At 65.7% G+C, this 22,036-nt stretch carries 15 protein-coding genes; 6 read left to right on the forward strand and 9 right to left on the reverse strand.

What is annotated here, in order from left to right:
- Positions 1–9: 9 nt before the first annotated feature.
- From bcsE to bcsB, 4 genes are all read right to left on the reverse strand, one after another.
- A complete protein-coding gene (gene bcsE, locus L0U83_RS31785; protein ID WP_233888154.1) occupies positions 10–1,848 on the reverse strand; it encodes a cellulose biosynthesis protein BcsE in 1,839 nt (612 codons plus the stop codon).
- Between the two features lie 72 nt (positions 1,849–1,920).
- On the reverse strand, positions 1,921–6,003 hold the full coding sequence (locus L0U83_RS31790) for a cellulose synthase subunit BcsC-related outer membrane protein (protein ID WP_233888155.1): 4,083 nt from the start codon (positions 6,001–6,003) through the stop codon (positions 1,921–1,923).
- The gene (bcsZ, locus tag L0U83_RS31795) at positions 5,985–7,202 is read right to left on the reverse strand and encodes a cellulose synthase complex periplasmic endoglucanase BcsZ (protein WP_233889089.1); all 1,218 of its coding nucleotides are present in this window, start codon (positions 7,200–7,202) and stop codon (positions 5,985–5,987) included. Before bcsZ ends, L0U83_RS31790 begins: the two co-directional genes overlap by 19 nt.
- A gap of 140 nt (positions 7,203–7,342) precedes the next feature.
- The gene (gene bcsB / locus L0U83_RS31800; RefSeq protein WP_233888156.1) at positions 7,343–9,730 is read right to left on the reverse strand and encodes a cellulose biosynthesis cyclic di-GMP-binding regulatory protein BcsB; all 2,388 of its coding nucleotides are present in this window, start codon (positions 9,728–9,730) and stop codon (positions 7,343–7,345) included.
- A gap of 438 nt (positions 9,731–10,168) precedes the next feature.
- Here bcsB and L0U83_RS31805 point away from each other — a divergent pair, with 438 nt between their 5' ends.
- Entirely contained in the window at positions 10,169–10,837 is a 669-nt protein-coding gene (locus tag L0U83_RS31805) for an O-methyltransferase (protein WP_233889092.1), read from the forward strand.
- Positions 10,838–10,938: 101 nt separating this feature from the next.
- Here the strand turns inward: L0U83_RS31805 and L0U83_RS31810 are convergent, their stop codons facing one another.
- Positions 10,939–13,170: a TonB-dependent receptor gene (locus L0U83_RS31810; protein WP_233888157.1), complete on the reverse strand. Its 2,232-nt coding sequence runs from the start codon at positions 13,168–13,170 to the stop codon at positions 10,939–10,941.
- A 494-nt stretch (positions 13,171–13,664) separates the two neighbouring features.
- Here L0U83_RS31810 and L0U83_RS31815 point away from each other — a divergent pair, with 494 nt between their 5' ends.
- Both L0U83_RS31815 and L0U83_RS31820 read left to right on the forward strand, forming a co-directional pair.
- Positions 13,665–14,396, forward strand: coding sequence for a PIG-L deacetylase family protein (locus L0U83_RS31815; protein WP_233888158.1), 732 nt, complete (start codon positions 13,665–13,667; stop codon positions 14,394–14,396).
- Positions 14,393–15,088, forward strand: a complete 696-nt coding sequence (locus tag L0U83_RS31820) for a 4-carboxy-4-hydroxy-2-oxoadipate aldolase/oxaloacetate decarboxylase (protein ID WP_233888159.1) — start codon at positions 14,393–14,395, stop codon at positions 15,086–15,088. Before L0U83_RS31815 ends, L0U83_RS31820 begins: the two co-directional genes overlap by 4 nt.
- A gap of 128 nt (positions 15,089–15,216) precedes the next feature.
- Here L0U83_RS31820 and L0U83_RS31825 read toward each other — a convergent pair whose 3' ends face one another.
- From L0U83_RS31825 to L0U83_RS31840, 4 genes are all read right to left on the reverse strand, one after another.
- Positions 15,217–16,344 carry an aminotransferase class V-fold PLP-dependent enzyme gene (locus tag L0U83_RS31825; RefSeq protein ID WP_233888160.1) on the reverse strand — a complete coding sequence of 376 codons (1,128 nt, stop codon included), beginning with the start codon at positions 16,342–16,344 and terminating at the stop codon, positions 15,217–15,219.
- Between the two features lie 190 nt (positions 16,345–16,534).
- The gene (locus L0U83_RS31830; RefSeq protein WP_233888161.1) at positions 16,535–16,957 is read right to left on the reverse strand and encodes a hypothetical protein; all 423 of its coding nucleotides are present in this window, start codon (positions 16,955–16,957) and stop codon (positions 16,535–16,537) included.
- A 61-nt stretch (positions 16,958–17,018) separates the two neighbouring features.
- On the reverse strand, positions 17,019–18,278 hold the full coding sequence (locus L0U83_RS31835; RefSeq protein ID WP_233888162.1) for a LysR family transcriptional regulator: 1,260 nt from the start codon (positions 18,276–18,278) through the stop codon (positions 17,019–17,021).
- 40 nt (positions 18,279–18,318) lie between these two features.
- Positions 18,319–19,047 (reverse strand): GntR family transcriptional regulator, encoded by a 729-nt coding sequence (locus tag L0U83_RS31840; protein ID WP_233888163.1) that lies wholly within the window; start codon positions 19,045–19,047, stop codon positions 18,319–18,321.
- Positions 19,048–19,420: 373 nt separating this feature from the next.
- Here L0U83_RS31840 and L0U83_RS31845 point away from each other — a divergent pair, with 373 nt between their 5' ends.
- The 3 genes from L0U83_RS31845 (at position 19,421) to L0U83_RS31855 (ending at position 21,930) form a co-directional block, all read left to right on the forward strand.
- The gene (locus L0U83_RS31845) at positions 19,421–20,266 is read left to right on the forward strand and encodes a gallate dioxygenase (protein WP_233888164.1); all 846 of its coding nucleotides are present in this window, start codon (positions 19,421–19,423) and stop codon (positions 20,264–20,266) included.
- Positions 20,263–20,622 (forward strand): protocatechuate 3,4-dioxygenase, encoded by a 360-nt coding sequence (locus tag L0U83_RS31850; protein ID WP_233888165.1) that lies wholly within the window; start codon positions 20,263–20,265, stop codon positions 20,620–20,622. Before L0U83_RS31845 ends, L0U83_RS31850 begins: the two co-directional genes overlap by 4 nt.
- A gap of 252 nt (positions 20,623–20,874) precedes the next feature.
- Positions 20,875–21,930 (forward strand): porin, encoded by a 1,056-nt coding sequence (locus tag L0U83_RS31855; RefSeq protein ID WP_233889094.1) that lies wholly within the window; start codon positions 20,875–20,877, stop codon positions 21,928–21,930.
- Positions 21,931–22,036: the final 106 nt, after the last annotated feature.

Consider the following 22,036-nt stretch of genomic DNA (forward strand, 5'->3'; position numbering starts at 1 on the left):
GTCGCTCTCCTATGCTTTGAGGGGCAGCGGCGCGCGCTGCGGCGCGGCTCGCGGTTTCGCGTTGTCGCCGCGCGCGGCGGGGTCGAGCGCGGACAACAGGTCACCATTTATGGGAGCGATGTTGCCCTGCGCCGCGGTTGCGGTTGCGGTCGCCGTCGCTGCGCCAGGCGCGATCGTGGAAGCCGCCGCTGGCGGCACGGTCTGGCCGTTGGATTGCGCCGGGACGGCTGCGGGCGCGGCGGGCTGCCCCTCGTTGATCGCGAGCCAGCCCGAATAGTCGGGCGGTGGCGCGGTGTCGATCTCGTCGGCGAGCGTCTCCAGCGCCTCGGTGATTGCGCGGCCGTCGCCGTAGCGCTCTTCGCCCTGAAACAGCTCGGCGAGCGGCCGCTGGAATACGCGTCGGCATACGGCGTCGGCGTCGCTCATGCGGCATGCGAAGAAGAACACGTAGAGGCTGTCGCCGCTCGCCGTCACGATGTCGCCCGCCCGGCGCAGCTGGCACGCCTTGAGCGCATCCACGTGCGCGACTTCCGGCATCAGTGCGAGGCGGATCAGCACGCTCGGCAACTGGATCACGCGGCTGCGCTCCACCGCCGCGCGCACCAGCTCGACGAAGTGCGCCGCGCCCACGTAGCCGCTCTCCTCGCCATGCACCACGGCGGCGAGCGCCGTACGGTAATCGGCGGGCATGGGCCGCGAATACACCTGGCCCTGCAGACTGTCGACGATGGCCTCGACCTGCGCGAGCGGCGTTTGCCGCGCGATCACGCGGTTCGCGCCGAGGTTGAGCATGAGCGACTCGTAGCGCATGGCCACGGCGTCCTCGCGCACGATGATCTTGAGCGCTTCGCCGCACTGCAGGCGCAGCGTGTGCACCTGCTCCGCGAGCGTTTCGAGGTCGCGGTTGACGCTGAAATCGAGAATCACCGTGGCCGCGACCGAGGTGCGCGCCGCGGCTACGGCGGCCTCGTTGTTGTCGACGATCTGCCAGGCCTGCGGCAGTACGCGTTCGTTCAACATGGCGTCGCGCGAAACGATCACGCGGCCTTCGTCGGGCGCGAGCAGCCCGGCTTCGCCGATCTCGGTTTCGAAGGTGCCGCCGGAAACGGTAAGGCGGTGATCGGCGGCGGAAAAGCGCAGCGGCACGCTCTGGCTGCCGTGCACGGCGTCGCCGGCGCGCCAGAACGCCACTTCCCAGTGATACTGACCCTGCACCTGGTGCAGTTGCGCGGCGCCCGCGAAACGCGCCTGGAAGGCGGCCAGCTCGGGATGCTCCTGATTGTCGTCAAGGCCGGGGGGCGCTGCCACCATCAGGACGCCGTAGCGATGTTGCGCGCACCAGCCTGCGAGTTGCGCGCCCTGATTCGCGAGCGCGGCGTGGTCCTGCCAGTTGAAGAACGCCTCCGCGCCTTCGATGAAGAACTGGCTTTCGGGCGCGGCGCACTGCGCGGCGAGCGCGTTGAGCGCTTCGATCAGCACCTGCGCGCCGTCGCGCTCCGGAATTGGCCGCAGCGCACATACGTTTGCCCACGCGTTTGTCGACCCGTTCTTGTCGAGATCGACGCCATGGTCGCGCAACGTGGCCGCGAGGCTCGCGCCGTCGCGCGTGGAGAGCACGGTGGCGGGACCCGAGAGCGCGGCTGCAGCGGTTTGCCAGAAGAGCGCGTCGCGCGCGGGCGAGGCGCTCGCGTAGACCACGTGCACCTGGCCCGCGCCGAGCGAGGCGAGCGAAGGCGGCAGGCCGTCGATCGCGAGCGGCTCGCGGCGCGCGAGACGCGAGAACAGCGAGCGGCGCGTATCGCGGCTGGCGCCGGCGGGCCCTGCGGGAAGCGTGGCGGGATCGTTCATCGTGTCGCTCGTGTCACGGATTTCATCGTCGCGGGTTTCATCGTCGTCATGCGCGCTCGCTCTGTGGCCACGTCAGTAGGCCGAATAGGGGACGACCGGCCGCGGCGGGAACGGCACCGGCCCCTTCTGCGGTGAGAAGAAGTAGCGCATGTAAAGCACGCCCACGTTCGGCGCGTAGTCGCGCGAGCGGTCGAGCGAGAAGCGCCCGCCCACCACGAAGTGCTCCGTCACGCGGTATTCAAGCGCCGCCTCGATCGTATAGCTGAAGCCGCCGCCCGAGCCGCCGCCGAAAAAGGGCGAGCCGAGATCGTTGGCGTTCATGAACGCGAGCGCCTGAGCCTGCAAGCCGGGCCGCGTGGGGTAGAACGGCGACTGGTTCTCGTTGGTGAACGACATGCCCACCGATCCGTCGATCTCCCACGAAAGCTTCTTGTAGCGGCCGGTCCAGTCGAGCGGAATGCCGATCGAAAAATAGCTCTGCGGACTGTAATAGCCGCCATTGCCGAACGTGTAGTTGTGCTCGTTCTTCGAGTACTTCCAGTAGTTGAGGATCAGGCCGCTCGACACGATCTGGTCGGGCCGCTTGAACACGGACCAGTCGTAGCCGCTGCGTACCTTGAACTCCTGGTTGGTCTGCACGTTGGTGCCGGTCAGGAGGCCGAAACCGATGCTCGTGAAGATCGTGCCGGGCCCGAAGTCCTGCGCGCCGCGCACGGTGAAGCCGTTGCGCACCACGCCGCCCCACTTCTCGCCAGTGACCGGATCGATGCCTCCCGCATAGGAAACGAGGCTGGCGGTCACAGGCCGCCGCGAGACGTCGAGCGACAGCGACGAACTATTCTGGAAATCGTGGCGGTACTGAATGCCGCCCAGCACGCTCGTGATCGGAAAGCCCACCGGCGTGCTGCCGATGTCGGCGCGCCAGCTATTGTTCGCGCCGTTGAACTCGTAGCCCGCCGCGAGCGCGACGCCGGTGGCGGTTTCGTTCACGGGCGACAGCCCCGAGTTGCCGAGCGCGGCGATCTTGCCGTACTTGAACGCGGTGTCGAGATCGTTGGCGGGCAGCGTGCCGGCGTTCAGGTAGACCGTGTCGGCGTGGAAGAAATAGTGGCCCGTGTAGCCGTCCGGAATGCGCACGTACAGCGGGACTTCGGTCGCGTGCAGTTCGGAAATGCCAGGGTCGCCCGAGAGATTCGACTGATACCAGCCGGTCGCGACCTGCCCTTGCTTGCGGTCTTCCAGGCTCTGCAGCGCGCGGCCGGCCGATGTCGTGCCGTCGGCGTCCGGCTGCGTGCCTTCGGCCTGTTCCTGTGTGCGCGAGGTGCGATAGAGGCTCGCGGCCTCGTTGTAATTGCCGCGTGCCTGCGCCACGCGCCCCGCCTGGATCGTGATGTCCGGGTTGTCCGGATACTGCTCGCGCAACGGATCGACCACGGCGGAAGCCTCGTCGTTCAGCCCGAGCGCGGTGAAGCGCCGCGCCACGGCAAGGCGCGTGTCGATGTCGTTCTCCGCGGTGTCGGCGAGCACTGCGCGCACCATGTCGGCGGCCTCCCGGTCTCGGCCCATGCGCTCCAGCATACGCGCAACGGCGAGGCGTGCATCGGCGTCGTCGGGTTGTGTGGCGAGCACCTTCTGCGCGGAGGCCATCGCGCCCTTGTAGTCACCCTTCGCTTCGAGCAGATCCACTTCTTCGAGCAGCCAGCGCCGGTTCGACTTGAGGCGGTCGGGCACGGCGTCGAGCGTGTGGCGCGCGGCCGTGAGGTCGCCCGCTTCGATCTGCCGGTCGGTTTCGCGCACCGCGAGGCGCAGTTCCTGGTCGTCGAGACTGGCCAGCTGCTCCTCGGTGATGCCGGGCTGATCGCGCGTGGCGTCGATCCAGTTCGCCCACGCGTCGTCGCGGTTGGCCGCCGCCAGCAGCTCGCCGTAGCGCACCCGTGCGCCGTTGGCCGCCGGGTCGTCGGGGTGCGCCGCGAGCCAGTCCTGCACGAGCTTCAGGCCGTGGTCCGGCTCGCCGATCGCGATCCACTCGCGCCCGATCGAGGCGAGCATCTGCGGGTCGTTGGCCGCGTTGGCGTCGGCGGCGGCGGAATCGAGCAGCGCGCGCGCTTCGTCTTCCTTGCCCTGGGCGGTGAGCTGGCGGGCCTGCGCGATCTTCTTCTGCGCGGCGAGGTTGCCCATCAGCTCGCGCATGCCCTGGCTGCGCTCGGCCTCGGGCACGGCGTCGAGTTGCGCGGCGGCCGCATCGATGTCGTCCACTGAGTTCAGATAAAGCGCCGTGGCGTAGCGCATGTCGGGCGCCTGCGAGACTTTCAGGCCCTCTTCCATGACCTGGCGGCCTAGTGCGGGCAGGCCCAGATCGCGATACTGGCGTGCGAGCGTGAAGCGCGTCCAGGCGTCGTCGGGCGTGAGGCGCACGGCCTCTTCGAGTTTCGCGATGGCCGGGCTCTTGCGGTTGTCGGCCAGCAACTGGTCGGCCTGGATGGAGAGCAGCTCGGCGTGCAGGCGCCTGAGCTCCGCCGTCGAGCCGCTCACGCGTGGCGTCGTGGCCGCGATGAGCGGTTCGATCTCGTTTTCGCGATGCGTTTCGCGCAGCACCGTCACGAGGCCGCGCAGTGCGTCCATGTCGGGCTTGGGGGCGTTCACGAGCGGGCGCAGCACAGCTTCGGCTTCGGGCCACTTCTTTTGCGCGATGAGCGCGCTGCCGAGAATGTCGCTGGCGGTCGTATTGCCCGGATCGAGCTTGAGCGCCTCGCGCGCGAGCGCTTCGGCTTGTTCCGGTTTCCCCTGCGAATTGGCATCGCGTGCCTTTGCAATGGTGCCCCAGATGGTGGCTGTCTTTTCGAGGCTGCGCCACTTGCCGGCGTTGTCCGGGTCGAGCTTGACGGCGCGCGCAAACAGTTCGCGCGCCTCGTCGTGGCGGCCTTCGCGCAGCCGCACGAGGCCGAGCGCGCCGATGGTTTCGCCGTCGTTGGGGTTCGCGCGCTGCGCGCTTTGCAGCGAGGTTTCGGCGTCCTTGAGATCGCCGCGGTCGAGTTGCGCGAGGCCACGCGCGCGGTCGGCGGCGCCGGGGCCCGGACGGGCGCGGGCTTGAGTCGAAGCGCCGCTCGTTGCGGCCGCACGCGAGGGCGCGGGTGCGGTGATGACCGCCGACGGGTTCTGCGCCTGGGCGAGCGCCTGTGCCTGGCCCTTCGCGCCGAGCTTCTTGCCGAGATCGGCGACGGTCTGCTGCGCGTCGGTGTCGTCGGGCACTTCCTGCAGATAGCGCAGATACCACACGTAATACGCGGGATCGTCGTGCCCGGCGCTCCCGAGCGCGCGCCGCCACAGTTCGAGCGCGAGCGCGCGGTTGCTGTCCTGGCGCTGGTACACGTGGTAGATCAGGTTGAGGCCTTCCATGCGCGTATCGGCGCGGTCGGTGAGCAGGTCGCCGAGGATCAGCGCGAGGCGCGGATCGTTCGGATTCTGCTTCACGCGCGTGCGCAATTCGCTGATCGCCTGCGCGCGGCCCGCTGTCGTGCCGGCCAGGATGCGGTAGTAATCGCGCGCGAGATCGCCTGCGGGCGCGCCGTTCGGAAAGAGCTTGAGCAGGCGTGCAGAGGCTTCCTCGCTCTTGCCGGCGGCCGAGAGCAGCCGGATCTGGGCCATCTCCATCTTGCCGCTCGTCGCGACGCGATAGGCGTCGTCCAGTTCCTTCGTCGCGCTCGCGTTCGGGGCGATTTTCTTGAGCTGCGCGAGAATTTTGGCGGCCTCGGCGGGGCGGTTCATGCGCAGCTCGATTTCGCCGAGCAACGCCAGTGCGTCAGGCTGATGCGGGTCGAACAGCAGCGCTTTTTGCACGAGCCCGAGTGCGACGTCTGGACGATTCTTGCCCTCCCACATGCGCGCGGCCGAGAGCAGTTGCGCGGCCTGGGCGGCTGGCGTGGCGGCGTTGGCCGCTGGCTGCGCCGCGGTCTGCGCTGAGGCAGGATACGGCGACGCCGCGACGAACAGCGCGACGAGCGGCGCGATGTTCGCCAACAAGCGGTTCGGCGGCGTGCCGGGACTGGCGACGCCCTGCATCGCGCACGCAGCCAGGCGCCGCGCCTCACGGCGCGCGCTGCGCACACGGGCGGCGCGGCGGGCAGACGCGAGGGCGTTCAGCGCGGCGTGGGGCATGCGCTCGTCCATGCTGGGGCAACGCGGCCTTGCGCGTCGAAATGATAGAGTCCGTCGAGGTAGCCCAGGCCGAACAGCATCAGCACGCTGCTGTAGTAGCCAGGCGGCGACTTCTGCGCGAGCGTGCGGCTGCGCTCGGCCTGGGCGTTGGCGAGATCATTGCGGCCGAGCGCCGCCAGATACGGCGCAACCGCGGCCGAAAATCCGCCGTTGCCCTCGTTCGGCCCCGGTGTGCCCGTGGTCGTGTCGACGCGCTCGGGCGGAAAACCCTGTGCGCCGACGAAGTCCGCGAGCGGCTTGAAGGTGGCGAGCGTGCTCGCGCGCAGCGGGTCGTCGCCCGCGAGCATGCCGGCCCACAGGTACACGCGGATCGCGTTGTACGCGCTTTCGGCGTGCGTTTGCGCGTCGGGGGCGAAGCCGCCTTTCGCGTGATATTCCACCCAGTCGGGCGAGTAGCCCTTGGGCGCGGTCTCGTTGACGAGTCTCGCCGAGGAAGCCAGCAGCGCCTTCCATTCGCTCGCCTGCGGCAGCGCGAGCATGAAGCGCCGCATGACCTGGAGAGGCACGTAGCTCGGGTTCAGGCGCCAGCCGTCCTTGCCGATCGTGAAACCCACCGGCCCGGGCAGCATCGTGCGTCCAAGACCCGGCAGCACGGCGGTTTCCTCGCGCACGATGTTGCGGGCCATCACCGTGCCGAGCGCTGTGTAGCGGCGCTCGTTCCAGAGGCGCCCGGCTTCGAGCAGCGTGTAGGCAATCCAGAGGTCGGCGTCGCTGGCGGGGTTGCTGTCGATCACGCCCCACTGGGGCTCGCCCGCATGCGCGGCGCTGGCCGCCGCAGGAGCGGAAGCGCCCGAAGCGGCGACGGGCTTGCCGTCCTCGCCAACATCGCGCCGCCCCCAGATCCATGCGGGCAGATGAGAGGCGAGGTCGCCTTGCGCGAGATTGTTTTCGGTCCACGTGAGGACCTTGTCGAAGCTCGCCCGGTCGTTCGCGACCAGCGCGAAGAAGAGTGCGTAGGACTGCCCTTCGGAAACGGTCACCTGGCGAGGCGTGCTCGCGTCGATCACGCGGCCATCGGCGCTCAGCAGCGTGCTGCGAAAGGTGGTCCATGCTGGCCACGCGCAGGCGGCAGGGCTGGCGGACTTTGCGGCGTTGGCATTGGCGGCTGGCGCAGCCGCGTGCGCTGCGGCAGCCGGCATCAGCAGTGTCAGCGCTGCAAGTGGCCCGAGCGGCCCGAGCGGCGCGCAGGCGAGCGCGCCGGCCGCGAGCCAGCGCGTGAGCCTGGGCGCAAGCCGGGGCGCCAGAGCGGGCGCGAGCGTAGCCAAAACCGGGCGCATGGTCAGGTCCCGGAGCGGCGGGTGGCCATGCGGCCGAGCGCCCAGAACACGGTGAGCGCAACGATCAGACCGGCCAGAATGCCCGCGAGCGCCATCAGCGACGGGTAGCGCGAAATATGCACCCAGGCGCGCGCATACCACGGCAGATTGCCGACGAAATAACGATCGCCCACGCGCAGACCCTCGACCTGGCCATAGCGCACGAGCGTGAGGTCGCCGTGGATCTGCGAGATCTTGCCGCTGTCCTGGAGGGCGTCGAGCACGTCGCCGAGCTGCGCCGACGAGGTGGTGGCGAGCGCCACGACGCTCCTGCCCGACTTCAGCGGCGACTCGAAGCCGATCAGCGCCGCCATCGGTCCACCGAGCGTGACGATCGAGCGTCCCGACGGCGTCGGGTCCTCGTCTTCGGTGCCGCCAAGCCAGCCGGGCCAGCCGGTGCGCTGATCGCGCGTGGTCACTTCGGTCCTGCCGCGCTCGATGAGAAGCGGCAGGTCTCGGCCCCACTTCTCGAGCAACTGCGCGCCCGAGCCCACGCCGATCACGAGCAGGTCGCGGTCGCTCACGGTATCCACCTGGCTTGCGGGCACGATCGTCAGGCGCAGCGAGGGCAGGCCGGTCCACTGGCCCATGTGGCCGAGCAGCGTGAGCACGGCTTCCTGATCCTTCGTGTCCGGCTGGTCCGGAATCACGAGGGCCGTGTCGGAGAGGTCGGCCATGCGCGTGAACGGATAGCCGCTGTTCGCGAAGTAGGCGAGATTGGGCAGCGCCGTGTAGTGCGCGAAGCCGCTGAAGTCGACGATCGAGTCGGGATCGACGGCCGCGCGCGCGACATCGGTGGCGGTGGACGTGCACAGCCCCGTTTTCTGCGAATCGATATGAAACTGGAACTGGAACTGGTTGTCGCTGCCCACGCGGAACGCGGGAATCTCCAGATTGGTCGCGGCACGCGTGTCCGAGCCCGAGAGCAGTGGCACGTTGATGCGCGCTTCGTCGGACGCGCGCGTGACGGGCCGCAAACGCTGCGAGCGCACGAGCTGATCGTTGATGCTCACGTTGAGCACCGAGTCGTTCCACGCGGAAGGCGCCGTGTAGCGATAGCGGATGTCGAGCGGCACGTTGCCCCGCGCCCACGCGTAGAGGTCGGCGGGCACGCGCATATTCACGCGGATCGCGGGCGGGTTGTAGCCCGACACCTGGAGCTGTTGCGGGTCGGTCACCAGCTCGCGCAACAGCACGGGGCGGTCGGTGGGAACCCAGTTCGGCGCGTCGTAGGGCTTGCGCTCCGGGCCGAGATCGACGGACTTCACCATCACGCTGCTGCCCGCCATGCCGGCCTGCCCGAGCGCGAGCGCGTAGGCGGCGCTCTCGAGTTCCTCGGGCGTGCGGCCCGCGAGCACGAGGAGCTTGCGGCCCGACTGCGGATCGGCGGCCGGGTTCGCCATGACCGAGATCGTGGGGCCCTTGATTTCCGGCACGCTCAGCCCCTCGGGCACCTGGCCCGGCAGCACGAGCGCGATGGCGTTGGCGTCGGGCGGCACTGTGCGCGTGACCGGGAAGCGCGAGCCGCGATAGCTCGCGAGCGCGCCAAGCCACGACGAGACGACGCCCGCCGCGCGCAGCACGGGCACACCCGCGTTGGCGGCGAGCACGAAAGGCACGCGCACGAGACGATTATCGTGGCGGTCGAAGAACGGCACGGGCAGGAGCCCGAGGCTATCCGGCAGGACGATGGCCGCCGTGTTGAGCGTGAGCGACGTCTCGGGGCTCACGTCGGCCCAGAGGCTCGAGTGATACGCGTCCTCGCAGTGATCGAGCGTGTAGTGCGCGATCATCTGCACGCTGATGCGGTTGTAGTCGGTGAAGAGGCGCGGATCGAGATCGATCTCGCTCGTCACGAGCTGCCCGGCCGTTTCCTTCACGAGCGGAATCGTCGCGACAACTTCACCGTTCACAAACACCCGGAGATGCGAAAGCGACCAGATCAGCGAGGGCGAGTAGGTGTAGACGAGCTTGAGCTTCGCGCCGGTCACCACTTCGTCGGTGCGCACGTCGACGCTCATGCTGGCGGTGGGATCGAGCCCGCGCAGCGGGATCGGCCCATACGCACCCATCTGGCGCAGCGTGAACGTGCGCGTGCGCGGCTGCCCGAGCGGCGCCGACGCGGCAGGCTCGGGAATGACGGCGCCAGGTGCCGTCTGGATGACAACGGGCCCGGTCACTGTGGCAGACGCCGCTGCCGGCGCGGCGGCGGGAACGTCGCTTGCTGCGGGCGCTGCCGCCCGGGTGGTCTGTGTCGCCGCGATGGCCGATTTGTCCACCGCGAAAAGGCTCGCCCCCAGCAGCAATCCGGCGACGAGCGCGCCCAGCCCAACTTGAACGGATAGTCGCATCGCAACAGCCCTTTGTCTTCTTCGCAGTGGCTGTCTTTATCCTGAAAAGACAGCGACCAAGGATATTGGCGGCGTGTTGCCGCCAGTCGTTATCTCGAAACGGCGTCGATGTGGGTGGAGTGTAGCGGAGAGCCGAGGATCGTGCCCTATGAATGCACGTGTTTATGCCCGTTGCGTGAAGCGCGCAGATGAAGGGCTGGCGCGGCCTGGCGGCCGATTTGACAGTTGCACGCGTGGGTGGGGCCGGCAGGCTGGAGCGCTTGACAATTCCTGAACGCGCAACAAAGGGAGGCGGCGTTGCGAATGCGCAACGCGGGCGCTTGCGTCTCGCGCGAGGAGTCAGCGTTCAAAATCGTTCAATTAATCAGGATGCCAAAGTGATGGAGTGCGAGCGAATGCGGTAATCTTGGCCGCGTGATCCAAACGGAGAGTAGCGTGATGAACGAACAAACGTGGCAAGCAGTGGACAACTGGTTCTGCGATCGGCTGATCGGCCCCGACGACGCGCTCGACGGCGCGCTCGCGGCAAGCGCCAAGGCGGGTCTTCGCGCGATCAACGTCGCGCCGAATCAGGGCAAGTTTCTGCATCTGCTCGCGCGCATTCAGGGCGCGCGGCGCATCCTCGAAATCGGCACGCTGGGCGGCTATAGCGCGATCTGGCTCGGGCGCGCGCTGCCCGACGGCGGTGTGATGGTGTCGCTCGAGTTCAGCCCGGAAAACGCCGCCGTTGCGCGGGCGAACATCGCGCGGGCAGGGCTCGATGCGAAGGTCACGGTCATGACGGGCCTCGCGCTCGAATCGCTCGACGCGCTCATCGCGCAAGGCGAGGCGCCGTTCGACTTCGTGTTTATCGACGCGGACAAGAGCAACAATCCGATCTACCTCGAACGCGTGCTGAAGCTTTCGCGTCCTGGCACGGTGATCGTGGCCGATAACGTAGTGCGTGAAGGACGCGTGGCCGATGCTGCGCATCACGAGGACGATGTGGTTGGCTTGCGGCGCTACTTCGACTTGCTGGCCAACGACAAACGGCTGGAGACGACGGCGGTGCAGACGGTGGGAAGCAAAGGCTGGGATGGGTTCGCGATTACGGTGGTGGGCGGATAACAAACGCGAGTCGCCCATAGACACACTGCGACAACAAAAAGGGCTTGGCAGTTGAACTGCCAGGCCCTTTGTCCGTGCAACTACACGCGGTCGATTGCCGATCAGAAGTCCGTCGTCATCGAGAACAACACGGTACGCGGCGCACCCATCGTCAGGTAGCCGCCATTGGTCGACGACCAGTACGCCTTGTTCGCGAGGTTATACACATTGGCGCGGAACGTCGTCGGACGGCCAAACACGTTCGTCGAATAGCGCGCACCCAGATCCACCGTGTCCCACGCCTTGATCGACATGGTGTTGGCCGCATCGAAATACTGCGGACCCGTATGCGTCCAGCGCGCCGAAAGCGTGAGGCCTAGTACCCAGGGCACGTCGTATTCGGCGCCCAGATTGAGCAGGAAACTCGGCACGCCCACCGGCGTTTTGCCGTCGGTCGAACCGCCGTTGGTGTCGAGTTGCACGGCGTTGATATAGGTTGCGCCCGCAATCAACCGCACGCCCTTGTACACCTCGCCGAACACCGACGCTTCCACGCCGCGATGGCGCTCGTTGCCGTTGGCCACATAGGCGCCCGCGCTATTGGTGTACGTCTGCGGCTTTTCGAGCTGGAACAGCGCGAGCTGCGCCCCGTACTTGCCGTTGTCGTACTTCGCGCCCACTTCATATTGCTTCGTGCGTTCCGGCGCGAGCTGGTCGCCGTAGTTCGTCGTGCCCTGCGGGGCAATGCCGCCGGCCGAGAGCGACTCGCTGCGGTTCGCGTAGATCGCCACGTTTTCCCACGGCTTGACCACGAGGCCGAAGAGCGGCGTGGTGATCGAGTCGTTGTAGTTTGACGTTTGCAGCAGCGTGGACGACGAGTAGCCGTTCGACAGAATCTCCTGGTGACGCACGCCCACCGTGAACAGGACACGGTCATGGAAGAAGCCGAGCGTGTCCGAAGCGGAGACGCTGCGCAGCAGGTTCAGCGCCGTGATCGGCGGGTTGCCGTCCATGCCGGCCTGGTATGCCGTCGCGGGATACGGCACCTGTACGGTGTTGTAGAGGCTCGTCGGGAACGAATTGGAGAGGGTCCAGCCCGACTGCGTCTCCACGCGTACGATCGAAGCGCCCGCGGTCACGAAGTGGCTCACCGGACCCGTGTCGAAGTGGCCGCGCACGCCCGCTTCCGCCGAGGTCGCGCCTTCCTTGCGTATGACGCCGAGGCGTGAGCCTGTCGTATTGGTGGGGTCGGTGTAGTAGGGCGAGAAGTATTCGCCGTGCTCGTTCGTATGGCGCACGCCGCCCGTCACATAGGCCGTCCAGCCGGGCAGGAAGTCGTACTCGGCGCGCAGGATGCCGACCGTGTCTTCCGCGTCGCTGTATGCCCACGTCTGCGAGTAGTTGTAGCTTGCCGAGGGTACCGCCGGAATCTCGTCGCCCTCGACGTAGACGACCGGGCGGCCATTCGAGACGTGCTGCCGCTGATACATGAAGTCGCCTTCGAGGCGCAGCTTCTCGCCGCGCCAGTCGAGCGCCACGGCCGTCTGGTTGTTGCGGCGGTTTTCGCCGTCGATGCTCGTCTCGCCGTCGCGGTTCGACTGGTTCACGCGAATGCCGAACTGGTCGTTATCGCCGAAGCGGCGGCCCACGTCGATATGCGTGCCGAACTCGCCCGAGGCGCTGCCTTCGAGCGTCACGCGCGTGAGCGGCTTGTCGTCGGCGCGCTTCAATTGCAGGTTCACGCTGCCGCCAATCGAGCTGCCGTTGGGCGAGGCGCCGTTCACGAACGCGCTCGCGCCCTTGAAGACGTCCACGCGCTCGAGCGCGGCCGTCTCGACGAGCTGGCGCGGCGTGATGCCGTAGAGGCCGTTGAGCGAGACGTCGTCGCTGTCGAGTGTGAAGCCGCGAATGACGTAGACCTCCTGGAAGTTGCCGTAGCCATAGGCCGTGCGCACAGCAGGATCGTTCGAAAGCACGTCGCCAATCGTGCGCGCCTGCTGGTCTTCGATCAGCTTCGCGGTGTACGTCGCCATGCTGAACGGCATGTCGATGTTCTTCTGCGAGCCGAATACGCCGAAGTCGCCGCCGCGCGCCACCTGGCCGCCGCCGAAGGTCGGCTGCAGGTCGCCCGGCAACGCTTCCTGGGTCGCTTGCACTTTCACGGCGGGCAGCGTGGCGTTGTTTGCGTCACCGGTTGCGGCGGCGCCGCTCGCTGCGGTAGGCGTCGCGGCAGCTTGCGCGAACGCCGCGGCCGGCAGGCTGAAGGCGATGGCGATGGCGGCGAGGATCGCAGTGCGGGAAGTCGGGAGGCGCGAAGGCAAGTTGAAAGGCGAGTGCAAACGTGATGCGGACATAAAAAGGGTTCGTAGCAAGGTAGCGCTGGCGCCCCGTGATGCCTTGGTGCTGTGCTCAGGCTCCGGGCGAATGGTTATGCTTTGCCGGTCAGACAGGGCTCGCAGAGCTGGCCCCATGAGCGGACCGGAAAAGTATGCGGATTGTATTGCAAATGAGAATGCTTGTTATTTAAATATTGCTATCAATAGGTGTATTCAGCGTTTACACAACAATTTCAGCGTCAGGCATTCGATGTGGGCGCAACGAAAGGCTCGAAAATTCGGGGTCGAAAGACTTAAGCGCGCGCCTTCACACAACGTTGCGCGCTCAACCAATGCGCCACGTGGCGCTTACCGCTGCATTGGCGAAACATGGGCCGGGCCGTTCGCGCGACGGCTTCTATGTGGCACCGATAAGCAGATTCGATGCCTTTAGGCAGTCCTTTCGGTGGTTCACGAGGCGTGCCCAAACCTACAATGGGGCTTCGTGACGATCGACGTCTGGTGAACCGGAAATGACTGAAAAATCGATGCTCGTAGTGAGCGCACACAGCGCGGATTTCGTATGGCGCGCGGGTGGCGCGATAGCCCTGCACAAGAAGAATGGCTATCGCGTGAAAGTGGTGTGCCTCTCGTTTGGCGAGCGCGGCGAGTCTGCGAAGCTCTGGCGCAAGGGCGCCGACATGACCATCGAGAAAGTAAAGTCCGCGCGCCGCGAAGAGGCGCTCGCCGCTGCCGAGATCCTGGGCGCGGAATGCGAGTTCTTCGATCTGGGCGACTATCCGCTGCGCGTTTCGGACGAAGCGCTCCTGCGTCTCGTCGACGTCTATCGTGACGTGCAACCGGCCTTCGTGCTGAGCCACTCGCAGAAGGATCCGTACAACTTCGATCACCCGCTCGCCATGCACGTGGCGCAGGAAGCGCGCATCATCGCGCAGGCCGAAGGACACAATCCGGGGCAGAAGATCGTCGGCGCGCCGCCGGTCTACGCGTTCGAACCGCACCAGACCGAGCAGTGCGAGTGGATTCCGAACACCTTCCTCGACATCACCGAAGTGTGGGACGTGAAGCGCCGCGCCATTGAATGCATGGCGGGCCAGGAACATCTTTGGGAGTACTACACGCGTGTCGCGCAGCAGCGCGGCGTGCAGGCCAAGCGCAACATCGGCATTACGGCGAAGCGCGACATTCAATACGCGGAAGGCTATATGCGCCTGACGCCCGCAGTGGTGGGAGATCTGTCATGAAACGCGGTGTAGTCGTCACCCAGATTCCGCGCGCCGACGCGCGCCACATCGAAATCCTCAAGGAAGCCGGCACGGCCACCGTGCACGAGGCGCAAAGCCGCCTCGGCCTGCTCGCCACGTATTTGCGGCCGATTTATTCGGGCGCCGCGATTGCTGGCTCGGCCGTGACCGTGCTCATGCCGCCCTCGGACAACTGGATGCTGCACGTGGCCGTCGAGCAGTGCCGCGAGGGCGACGTGCTCGTGGCCGCGCCCACATCGCCCTGCGAAGATGGCTACTTCGGCGAATTGCTCGCGACCTCGCTTGCGGCGCGCGGCGTGCGCGGGCTCATCATCGACGCGGGTTGTCGCGACGTGCGCGCATTGAAGGCGATGGACTTTCCGGTGTGGTCGAAGGCCGTTTCGGCGCAAGGTACGGTGAAGGAAACGCTTGGCTCGGTGAACGTGCCGGTGGTGTGCGCGCAGCAGATCGTGCATCCGGGAGACGTGATCGTCGCCGATGACGACGGCGTGGTCGTGGTGCCGTTCGCCACGGTTGCGAAGGTCGTGGAAGCGACCCAGGCGCGTCTCGCCAAGGAAGAAAAAACGCGCGCGGTGCTCGCGAGCGGCACGCTCGGTCTCGACTATTACGGCATGCGCGAGCGCCTGGCCGAAAAGGGCTTGCGCTACGTCGACACGCCGGCAGACGCTTGAGTCCGCTGCGTTCGTCAACAGTCACGACGCACCGCACCCCAGCAAGAACGAAAACGAGCGCCTCAAGGGCGCTCGTTTCACTTCATGACTTCGCGAGGCATTGCGTCATGCGCCGCAGGAAAAGCGCACTAAAGAATGCGGTCCAACGCCTTGGCGAGCCTGCCGACCGCACCTTCCACGTCATGCAGTTTTTCCAGCCCAAATAACCCGATGCGGAAGGTCTTGAAGTCTTCAGGCTCGTCGCATTGCAGGGGAACGCCGGCCGCGATCTGCAAGCCGGCATCGGCGAACTTCTTGCCGGATCGTATGCCATCGTCGTCGGAGTAGCTGACCACGACGCCTGGCGCCTGAAACCCTTCGGCCGCTACGCTTCTGAAACCCTTGCTAACCAGCAGCGAGCGAATGCGCTTGCCGAGTTCGATCTGCTCCGCCATCACCTTGTCGAAGCCGTAAGCCTCGGTTTCCTTGATGACGTCGCGCAGCACCGCGAGACTGTCCGTTGGCATCGTGGCGTGGTAAGCAAACCCGCCGTTCTCGTAGGCTTCCATGATCTGCAGCCACTTGCGAAGATCGCAGGCGAAGCTGGTGCTGGTCGTTGCGTCGATGCGTTCGCGTGCGAGCGGGCTGAGCATGACGAGTGCGCAGCAGGGTGAAGCACTCCACCCCTTTTGCGGCGCGCTAATCAGGATATCGACGCCGCTGGCCTCCATGTCGACCCAGACCGTACCGGAGGCGATGCAATCGAGTACGAACATGCCGCCTGCGGCATGCACAGCGTCGGACACTGCGCGCAAATACGCGTCGGGCAGCATCATCCCGGATGCGGTTTCGACGTGCGGCGCAAAGACCAGATCGGGCTTGTTTTCCTGGATCGCGGCGACGACGTCTTCGATCGGGGGCGGCACGTAGGCGGCCTGTCTTCCTTGCTCGACCGGGCGCGCTTTCAGCACGATCGATTCAGACGGAATGCTGCCCATGTCGAAAATCTGCGACCAGCGGAAACTGAACCAGCCATTGCGGATGACGAGGCACTTCTTGTTCGTCGCGAACTGGCGGGCAACGGCCTCCATGCCGAAAGTCCCGCTGCCAGGGACAACAACGACCGACTTCGCGTTGTAGACTTTTTTCAGGGAGGCGGAAATATCTCGCATGACTCCTTGAAAGAGCTGCGACATATGATTGATCGAGCGGTCGGTGTAAACCACTGAATATTCGAGGAGACCCTCGCGGTCGACATTGGGAAGTAAACCTGGCACGCTCGCCTCCGATAAAGGATGAACACTGTGAGCAGCATTTGCGATTCGCTACTGCTGCAACAATGCAAATATGTTTTTTGCCGCGACGAAAATAGATTCTAACGAAAGCCGTCTTCAGCTTGGGGCATATTTCACGAAGCCTTGGGGGCGCTTGTGGGAATGGTGCGACGCGGCAGAGTTGGTGTCTGCTTCACTTGTGCGCGGGCGGTTGTGGATTGTTGGCCGGGTTCGTATCGAACCGGCTCACGCTTTCGATTCCCACCCTGTCAGCAAGGGCGGAAAACCGCGCGTACAACGAGTCGGCAGTTTCGCTGTCGTAGACCTCTTCATCGCGGACATAGACCGTAAAAGACTTCAGAGACTTCGCCTTTTTCTCGGGATTGCCGATCGTGTCTTTCGTCCATTGATATAGCGGATAGCGCTCGCGCCCCTCGCGTTCCGCTTCTTCGACGTAACCGGCGAATGCGTCGAACTGACACTTCAAAGAGGCGTCGTACTCGCACAAGACCGCTTCGAGCAAATCGCGCCCCTCATAAGGGCTGCCCGCACGCAGCGCATCGGCCAACTCGGGCACGGCGGTGATGCGGACCTGGAATTGCCATGTTTCTGCCATATACGTCTCCCGCGCTGAAGAGCAGCAAAGCGCCGATGTCGTTCGCCAAGACACACGACGCTCAACCCGCGCGCCGACCCTCCACCACACGCGTTGCGGGCGCAACCTCCATCACCGCGAGCCGGATCGCGTCGATCAGCGCGCGCGCCGCAGGCGAGGGCGAGCCCTGCGCGCGCAGCGTGAGCCCGATATCGCGGCGCGTGTGCTGCAACGGCACGTCGAGGATCACCAACTGGCCCGACTCGATTTCGTAATGCAACTGCTGCGCTGAGAGCGCCGTGATCATGTCCGTGCCGAGCAGCAGCCCGCGAATCACGGCGAGATCGGCGGTTTCGACGGTGGGCAGCGGCGGTTTGAGCTTCACGCGACGGAACTGCGCTTCGAGCAGCCCGCGCGAGGGCGAATGCGTGCGCGAAAGAATCCACTGGGCGTCACGCAGATCGTTCAGCGTGAGGCCATGCTTTTTCGCGAGCGGATGGTCGCGCCGCGCGAGCACGATCATGTCTTCCGACATCAAGCGTTCGTTGCCAAGGCCGCTTGCCGCGTCGTTTTCGCGCAGCGCGCCGAGCACGAAGTCCACGTCGCCTGCGCGCAGGCCCGCCACGAGCAGTTCATAAGCGCTTTCGTCGGTTACCACGCGCACACCCGGATGCTGCGCGGAAAGGCGAGCGATCGCGGCCGGCAGGATCAGCGTGCGGCCCAGAGGCAGCGCGCCCACCGTCACCGCGCCCTGGATGTTGCCGTGGAGGGCCGCGATATCGTCGGGCACGTGGCGCAGTTCGTTGAGCGCGCGCCGCACGTGCAGCAGGAAAGTCTCGCCCTCGGCCGTGAGCAGCACGCCGCGCGGCCCGCGATGGAAGAGCGTGACGCCCGAGCCGCTTTCGAGCACGCGCATGGCGCTGCTCACGGCGGGCTGGCTGATGCCGAATGCATTGGCCGTGCTCGGCATGTGGCGGTGCCGCGCCAGCGCGACGAATAGCTGCAGCCGCCGCGTGTTGAGCAGATACGCGGGCAGCGTGCCTTCGCTCAACGCGCGCCGGCGCGCCTGGCGCGCGGCGCACCACTGCGCGAGTTCTTCCAGTTCGCCGAAAATGCGCGCGCAGCGCTCGAGCACCACACGGCCCACGGCGGTGGGCAGCATGCCCGAAGGCTTGCGCTCGAAGAGCGGCGCGCCGAGCGCCGTCTCCAGTTCCTGCACCGAGCGCGTGACGGCCGATTGCGCGCGATACAGGGCCGAAGCGGCGCGCGTGGCGCTGCCGGTGTCGGCAACGAGGCGAAAGGCGCGCAGATGCGCGAGATTCAGGAGTTCGGGCTGGCTCACGGCTCGATCATTTCGTTTTGGGTGGAATACGCGCCGTGTCTCATGCGGCGACCGTGGCAACTGCCGCGGCGTCGCCGCCCGCGCTCAGATGCAGGCGGTCGACCGAGAGATTGAGGCTCTCCTTCGAAATATGCGTGTGCTCTTTCATCAGCGCCTCGACGCGCGCGCCTTCACCGTTCACGAGTGCGCCGACAATGGCGTGATGCTGGCGGTGCGCATACGAGAGCATCAAGAACTGGCGCTGCTGCGCGGCCTTGTCGAACACCACCGTGCCCGGCGAGACGAAAGGAATCTTGTCGTTGAGCCCGAGCGCGGCGCTCACCGCAAGATTGTGCGCCGCTTCCACAATGAGTGCGTGGAAGCGGCCGTTCATCGCGGCGTAGCGCGTTTCCGCATCGCTGTCGAGCACACCGGCCGCGAAAATCGCGTCGCCTTCGCGCAGGCAGTCTTCGAGCGCGCGCGCGAGCGCCGCATTCACGCCGCGCTCGGCGACGGTCCGTGCGGCGAGCCCTTCGAGCACGCCGCGCACGTCAATGGCATTGAGCACGTCGGTCACCGAAAAGCGCCGCACGGTATAGCCGCGCGCGCCCGAACGCTCGACGAGGCCTTCGGTGGCGAGCACACTCAGCGCGTAGCGCAGCGGCGTGCGCGAAATACCGAGGCGTTCGGCGAGCTGGGCCTCGACGAGCCGCTCGCCGGGTTCGAGTTCGCCGGACAGGATGCGCGTGCGTAGCGCCTGCACGATGGTTTGCTGGGTCGTCCCGTTCATGTCATGCGTGAATCGCAGCGTGCGAGGCGCGCGGCGTATGGCGCGCGCGGCCCTTGCGAGTTCGTTCTTTTGATATCTGTTTGGTTTATGAGGGCGTTGCGAGGGCGGATCTGCCGCACTTCCCGCAACAGGGTTTCAGGATACCAAAAACCGTTACGGCGCGCGGGTTTGAGCGATCGGCCGAGTGTGCGCAAGCGCTCAAAAGCCATGAATTCATGAGGAAAAGGGCAAAATTCGTGGTTAACCCTTGCTTACGGTTTGGGCGGCATTTTTGTAATTTCGTATCCCAATTGATGGATCGAAGGCGTCTGTCGACGTATCCGGTCCAGCGCGGCGCACGTGCGCCGCATGAACAGCAGCAGAGGGCAAGATCATGGCAAGAATCGTGGGCGGCATCGGCACATCGCACGTGCCGACAATCGGCATGGCATACGACAAGGGCAAGCAGAACGAACCCGCGTGGGCGCCGCTCTTCCAGGGGTACGAACCGGTGGCGCAGTGGCTGGCCGAGCGCAAGCCGGACGCGCTCGTGATGTTCTACAACGACCACGCCAACAGCTTCTTCTTCGACTGCTACCCGACCTTCGCACTGGGCGTTTCCGCCAGGCACGAGTTCGCCGACGAAGGCGCGGGCAAGCGGGCGCTGCCTGACATCGCGGGCCACCCTGACCTCGCGATCCATATTGCCGAGCAGCTCGTGAACGACGAGTTCGACCTCACGATCTTCCAGGACAAACCGCTCGACCACGGCTGCAACTCGCCGCTTTCGCTCATGCTGCCGCACGAAGGTGGCTGGCCCGCCGCGCTGGTGCCGATCCAGGTGAACGTGCTCCAGTATCCGCTGCCGACCGCCAACCGCTGCTACCGCATCGGCCAGGCGCTGCGCCGCGCGATCGAATCGTTCGAGCAGGATCTCGATGTCGTGGTGGTGGGCACGGGCGGGCTTTCGCACCAGGTACACGGCGAGCGCAGCGGCTACAACAACACCGAATGGGACATGGAGTTCCTCGACCTGATCGTGAACGATCCGGAGCGCCTCGCACGCATGAAGCACGTGGATTACGTGCGCCTTGGCGGCGCGGAGAGCGTGGAGACGATCATGTGGCTCGCCATGCGCGGGGCGCTGGGCGGCAAGATTCGCGAAGTTCATCGCAACTACTATCTCGCGACCAGCACGGCGATGGCGGTCACGGTGTACGAAGAAGAGGGCCAGCAATGAATCCGCAACTGGTTGGCATCGAGGAGTTGACGGGCACCTACCCGTTCGACATTCGCCAGAGCATGAAGGCCATGCGCCTGAATCGCTTCTTCTGGGAAATGCGTCTGCCGCAGGCGCGCGACCTGTGGCTGAGCGATCGCAAGGCCGCCTACGACGCCGCCGCGCTCACCGTCGAGGAGCGCGCGCTCGTCGACGTAACGGACTGGCTCGGCCTCATTCAATACGGCGTGTGCTTTTTCGTGCTGGAGAAGTTCGCGCGCGTGGTGAAGATCACGAATCTCGGCATGTACGCGAGCATGCGCGGCGAAACCCTCGAAGCGTTCCTGAAGACGCGCAAAGTGCCCGACGCGGTATGAGCGTTCGATTGACCGCTTGATCTCCCGATTTGCTTTTGCGCCCGAGCGAGCGTTTTGCCCACTAGAGCGCGTTTGACCCGCGCGGCCCACCTGCCGCGCGCTTGCTTGCGGCTCGCCTGATCTCGGGGCGGCGGGCCGGATAACCTTCGATGCTCGAATAAACAGGTTTGTTCAAAACAGGAGACTTGGAGAATGCAGGATCATAAGCAGTACAAAAAAATTGCATTGGCGATTACGGGGGCCATCGGTGTGATGGCATGCGCGGCACCTGCGTTCGCGCAAAGCAGTGTGACCCTCTACGGCATGATGGACACGGGCATTACCTATGTGAGCAACCAGGGCGGCAAGCACAACGTCAAGATGGACGACGGCGTGAACGGCCCGAACCTCTGGGGCATGACCGGGACGGAAGACCTGGGCGGCGGCACCAAGGCCTTCTTCCAGCTCGTCAACCAGTTCCAGGTGGACAACGGCGCCTTCATGCCGAACAAGAGCCTCTTCAGCCGCACGTCGATTCTGGGCCTGAGCAACGACAAGCTGGGCAAGCTCACGCTCGGCAACCAGTACGACTTCATGACGGACTCGCTGTATTTCGCAGGCGACGATCCGGCGGAACTCTCAGGTCACTTCTACGATTTCCGCGCGGGTCCGTTCCAGAAGCTCGCGCTGCCGAACAACCCGACCGGTGCGTTCGACTGGGACCGCATGGCTGGCGAAACCGTCAACAACTCCGTGAAGTATCTGTCGCCGACGTTTGGCGGTTTCAGCGCGGGCGCGATGTACAGCTTCGGTGGCGTAGCCGGTTCGATCGGCACGGGCAACGGCACGAGCTTCGCGCTGAACTACTCGGCGCATGACTTCGGCGTGAACGCGGCTTATACGAACCTCAAGACCGTCGTGACGGGCGAAGGCGACGTGAGCGTGCGCAACTGGGGTATCGGCGCGCATTACCGCTTTGGCGGCTGGATGACGAATGCGCTCTTTACCACGGTCCATAACTCGGCCAACGGCGGCTCGGTGTATCAGGGTTCGGTCGGCGCGCACTACAACTTCACGCCTGCGCTGAGCGCTGGCGCGTCGTACATGTACATGAAGGGCAACGAAGTGGTCGACAACAATCACGCGCACCAGGTCGCGGCGATCGTCGATTACGCGCTTTCCAAGCGCACCAGCGTTTACGTGCTGGGCGTGTACCAGCGCGCAAGCTCCGGCGGTCTCGCGCAGATCAATGGCATGAACTCCTCGGATGGCGCTTCGAGCGGTCAGAGCCAGGCAGTCGCGCGCGTAGGCCTGCATACGCACTTCTGATGCACGTCTAGCTTCATCCTCTCCGGTAGTTGGTTGACGCCGCCCGATTGCATGATCGAGCGGCGTTTTTTCATGGTGCGCAACCTTTCACGCAACGCACGCGAAT

Source organism: Paraburkholderia flagellata (genome assembly GCF_021390645.1).
Classification (GTDB): domain Bacteria; phylum Pseudomonadota; class Gammaproteobacteria; order Burkholderiales; family Burkholderiaceae; genus Paraburkholderia; species Paraburkholderia flagellata.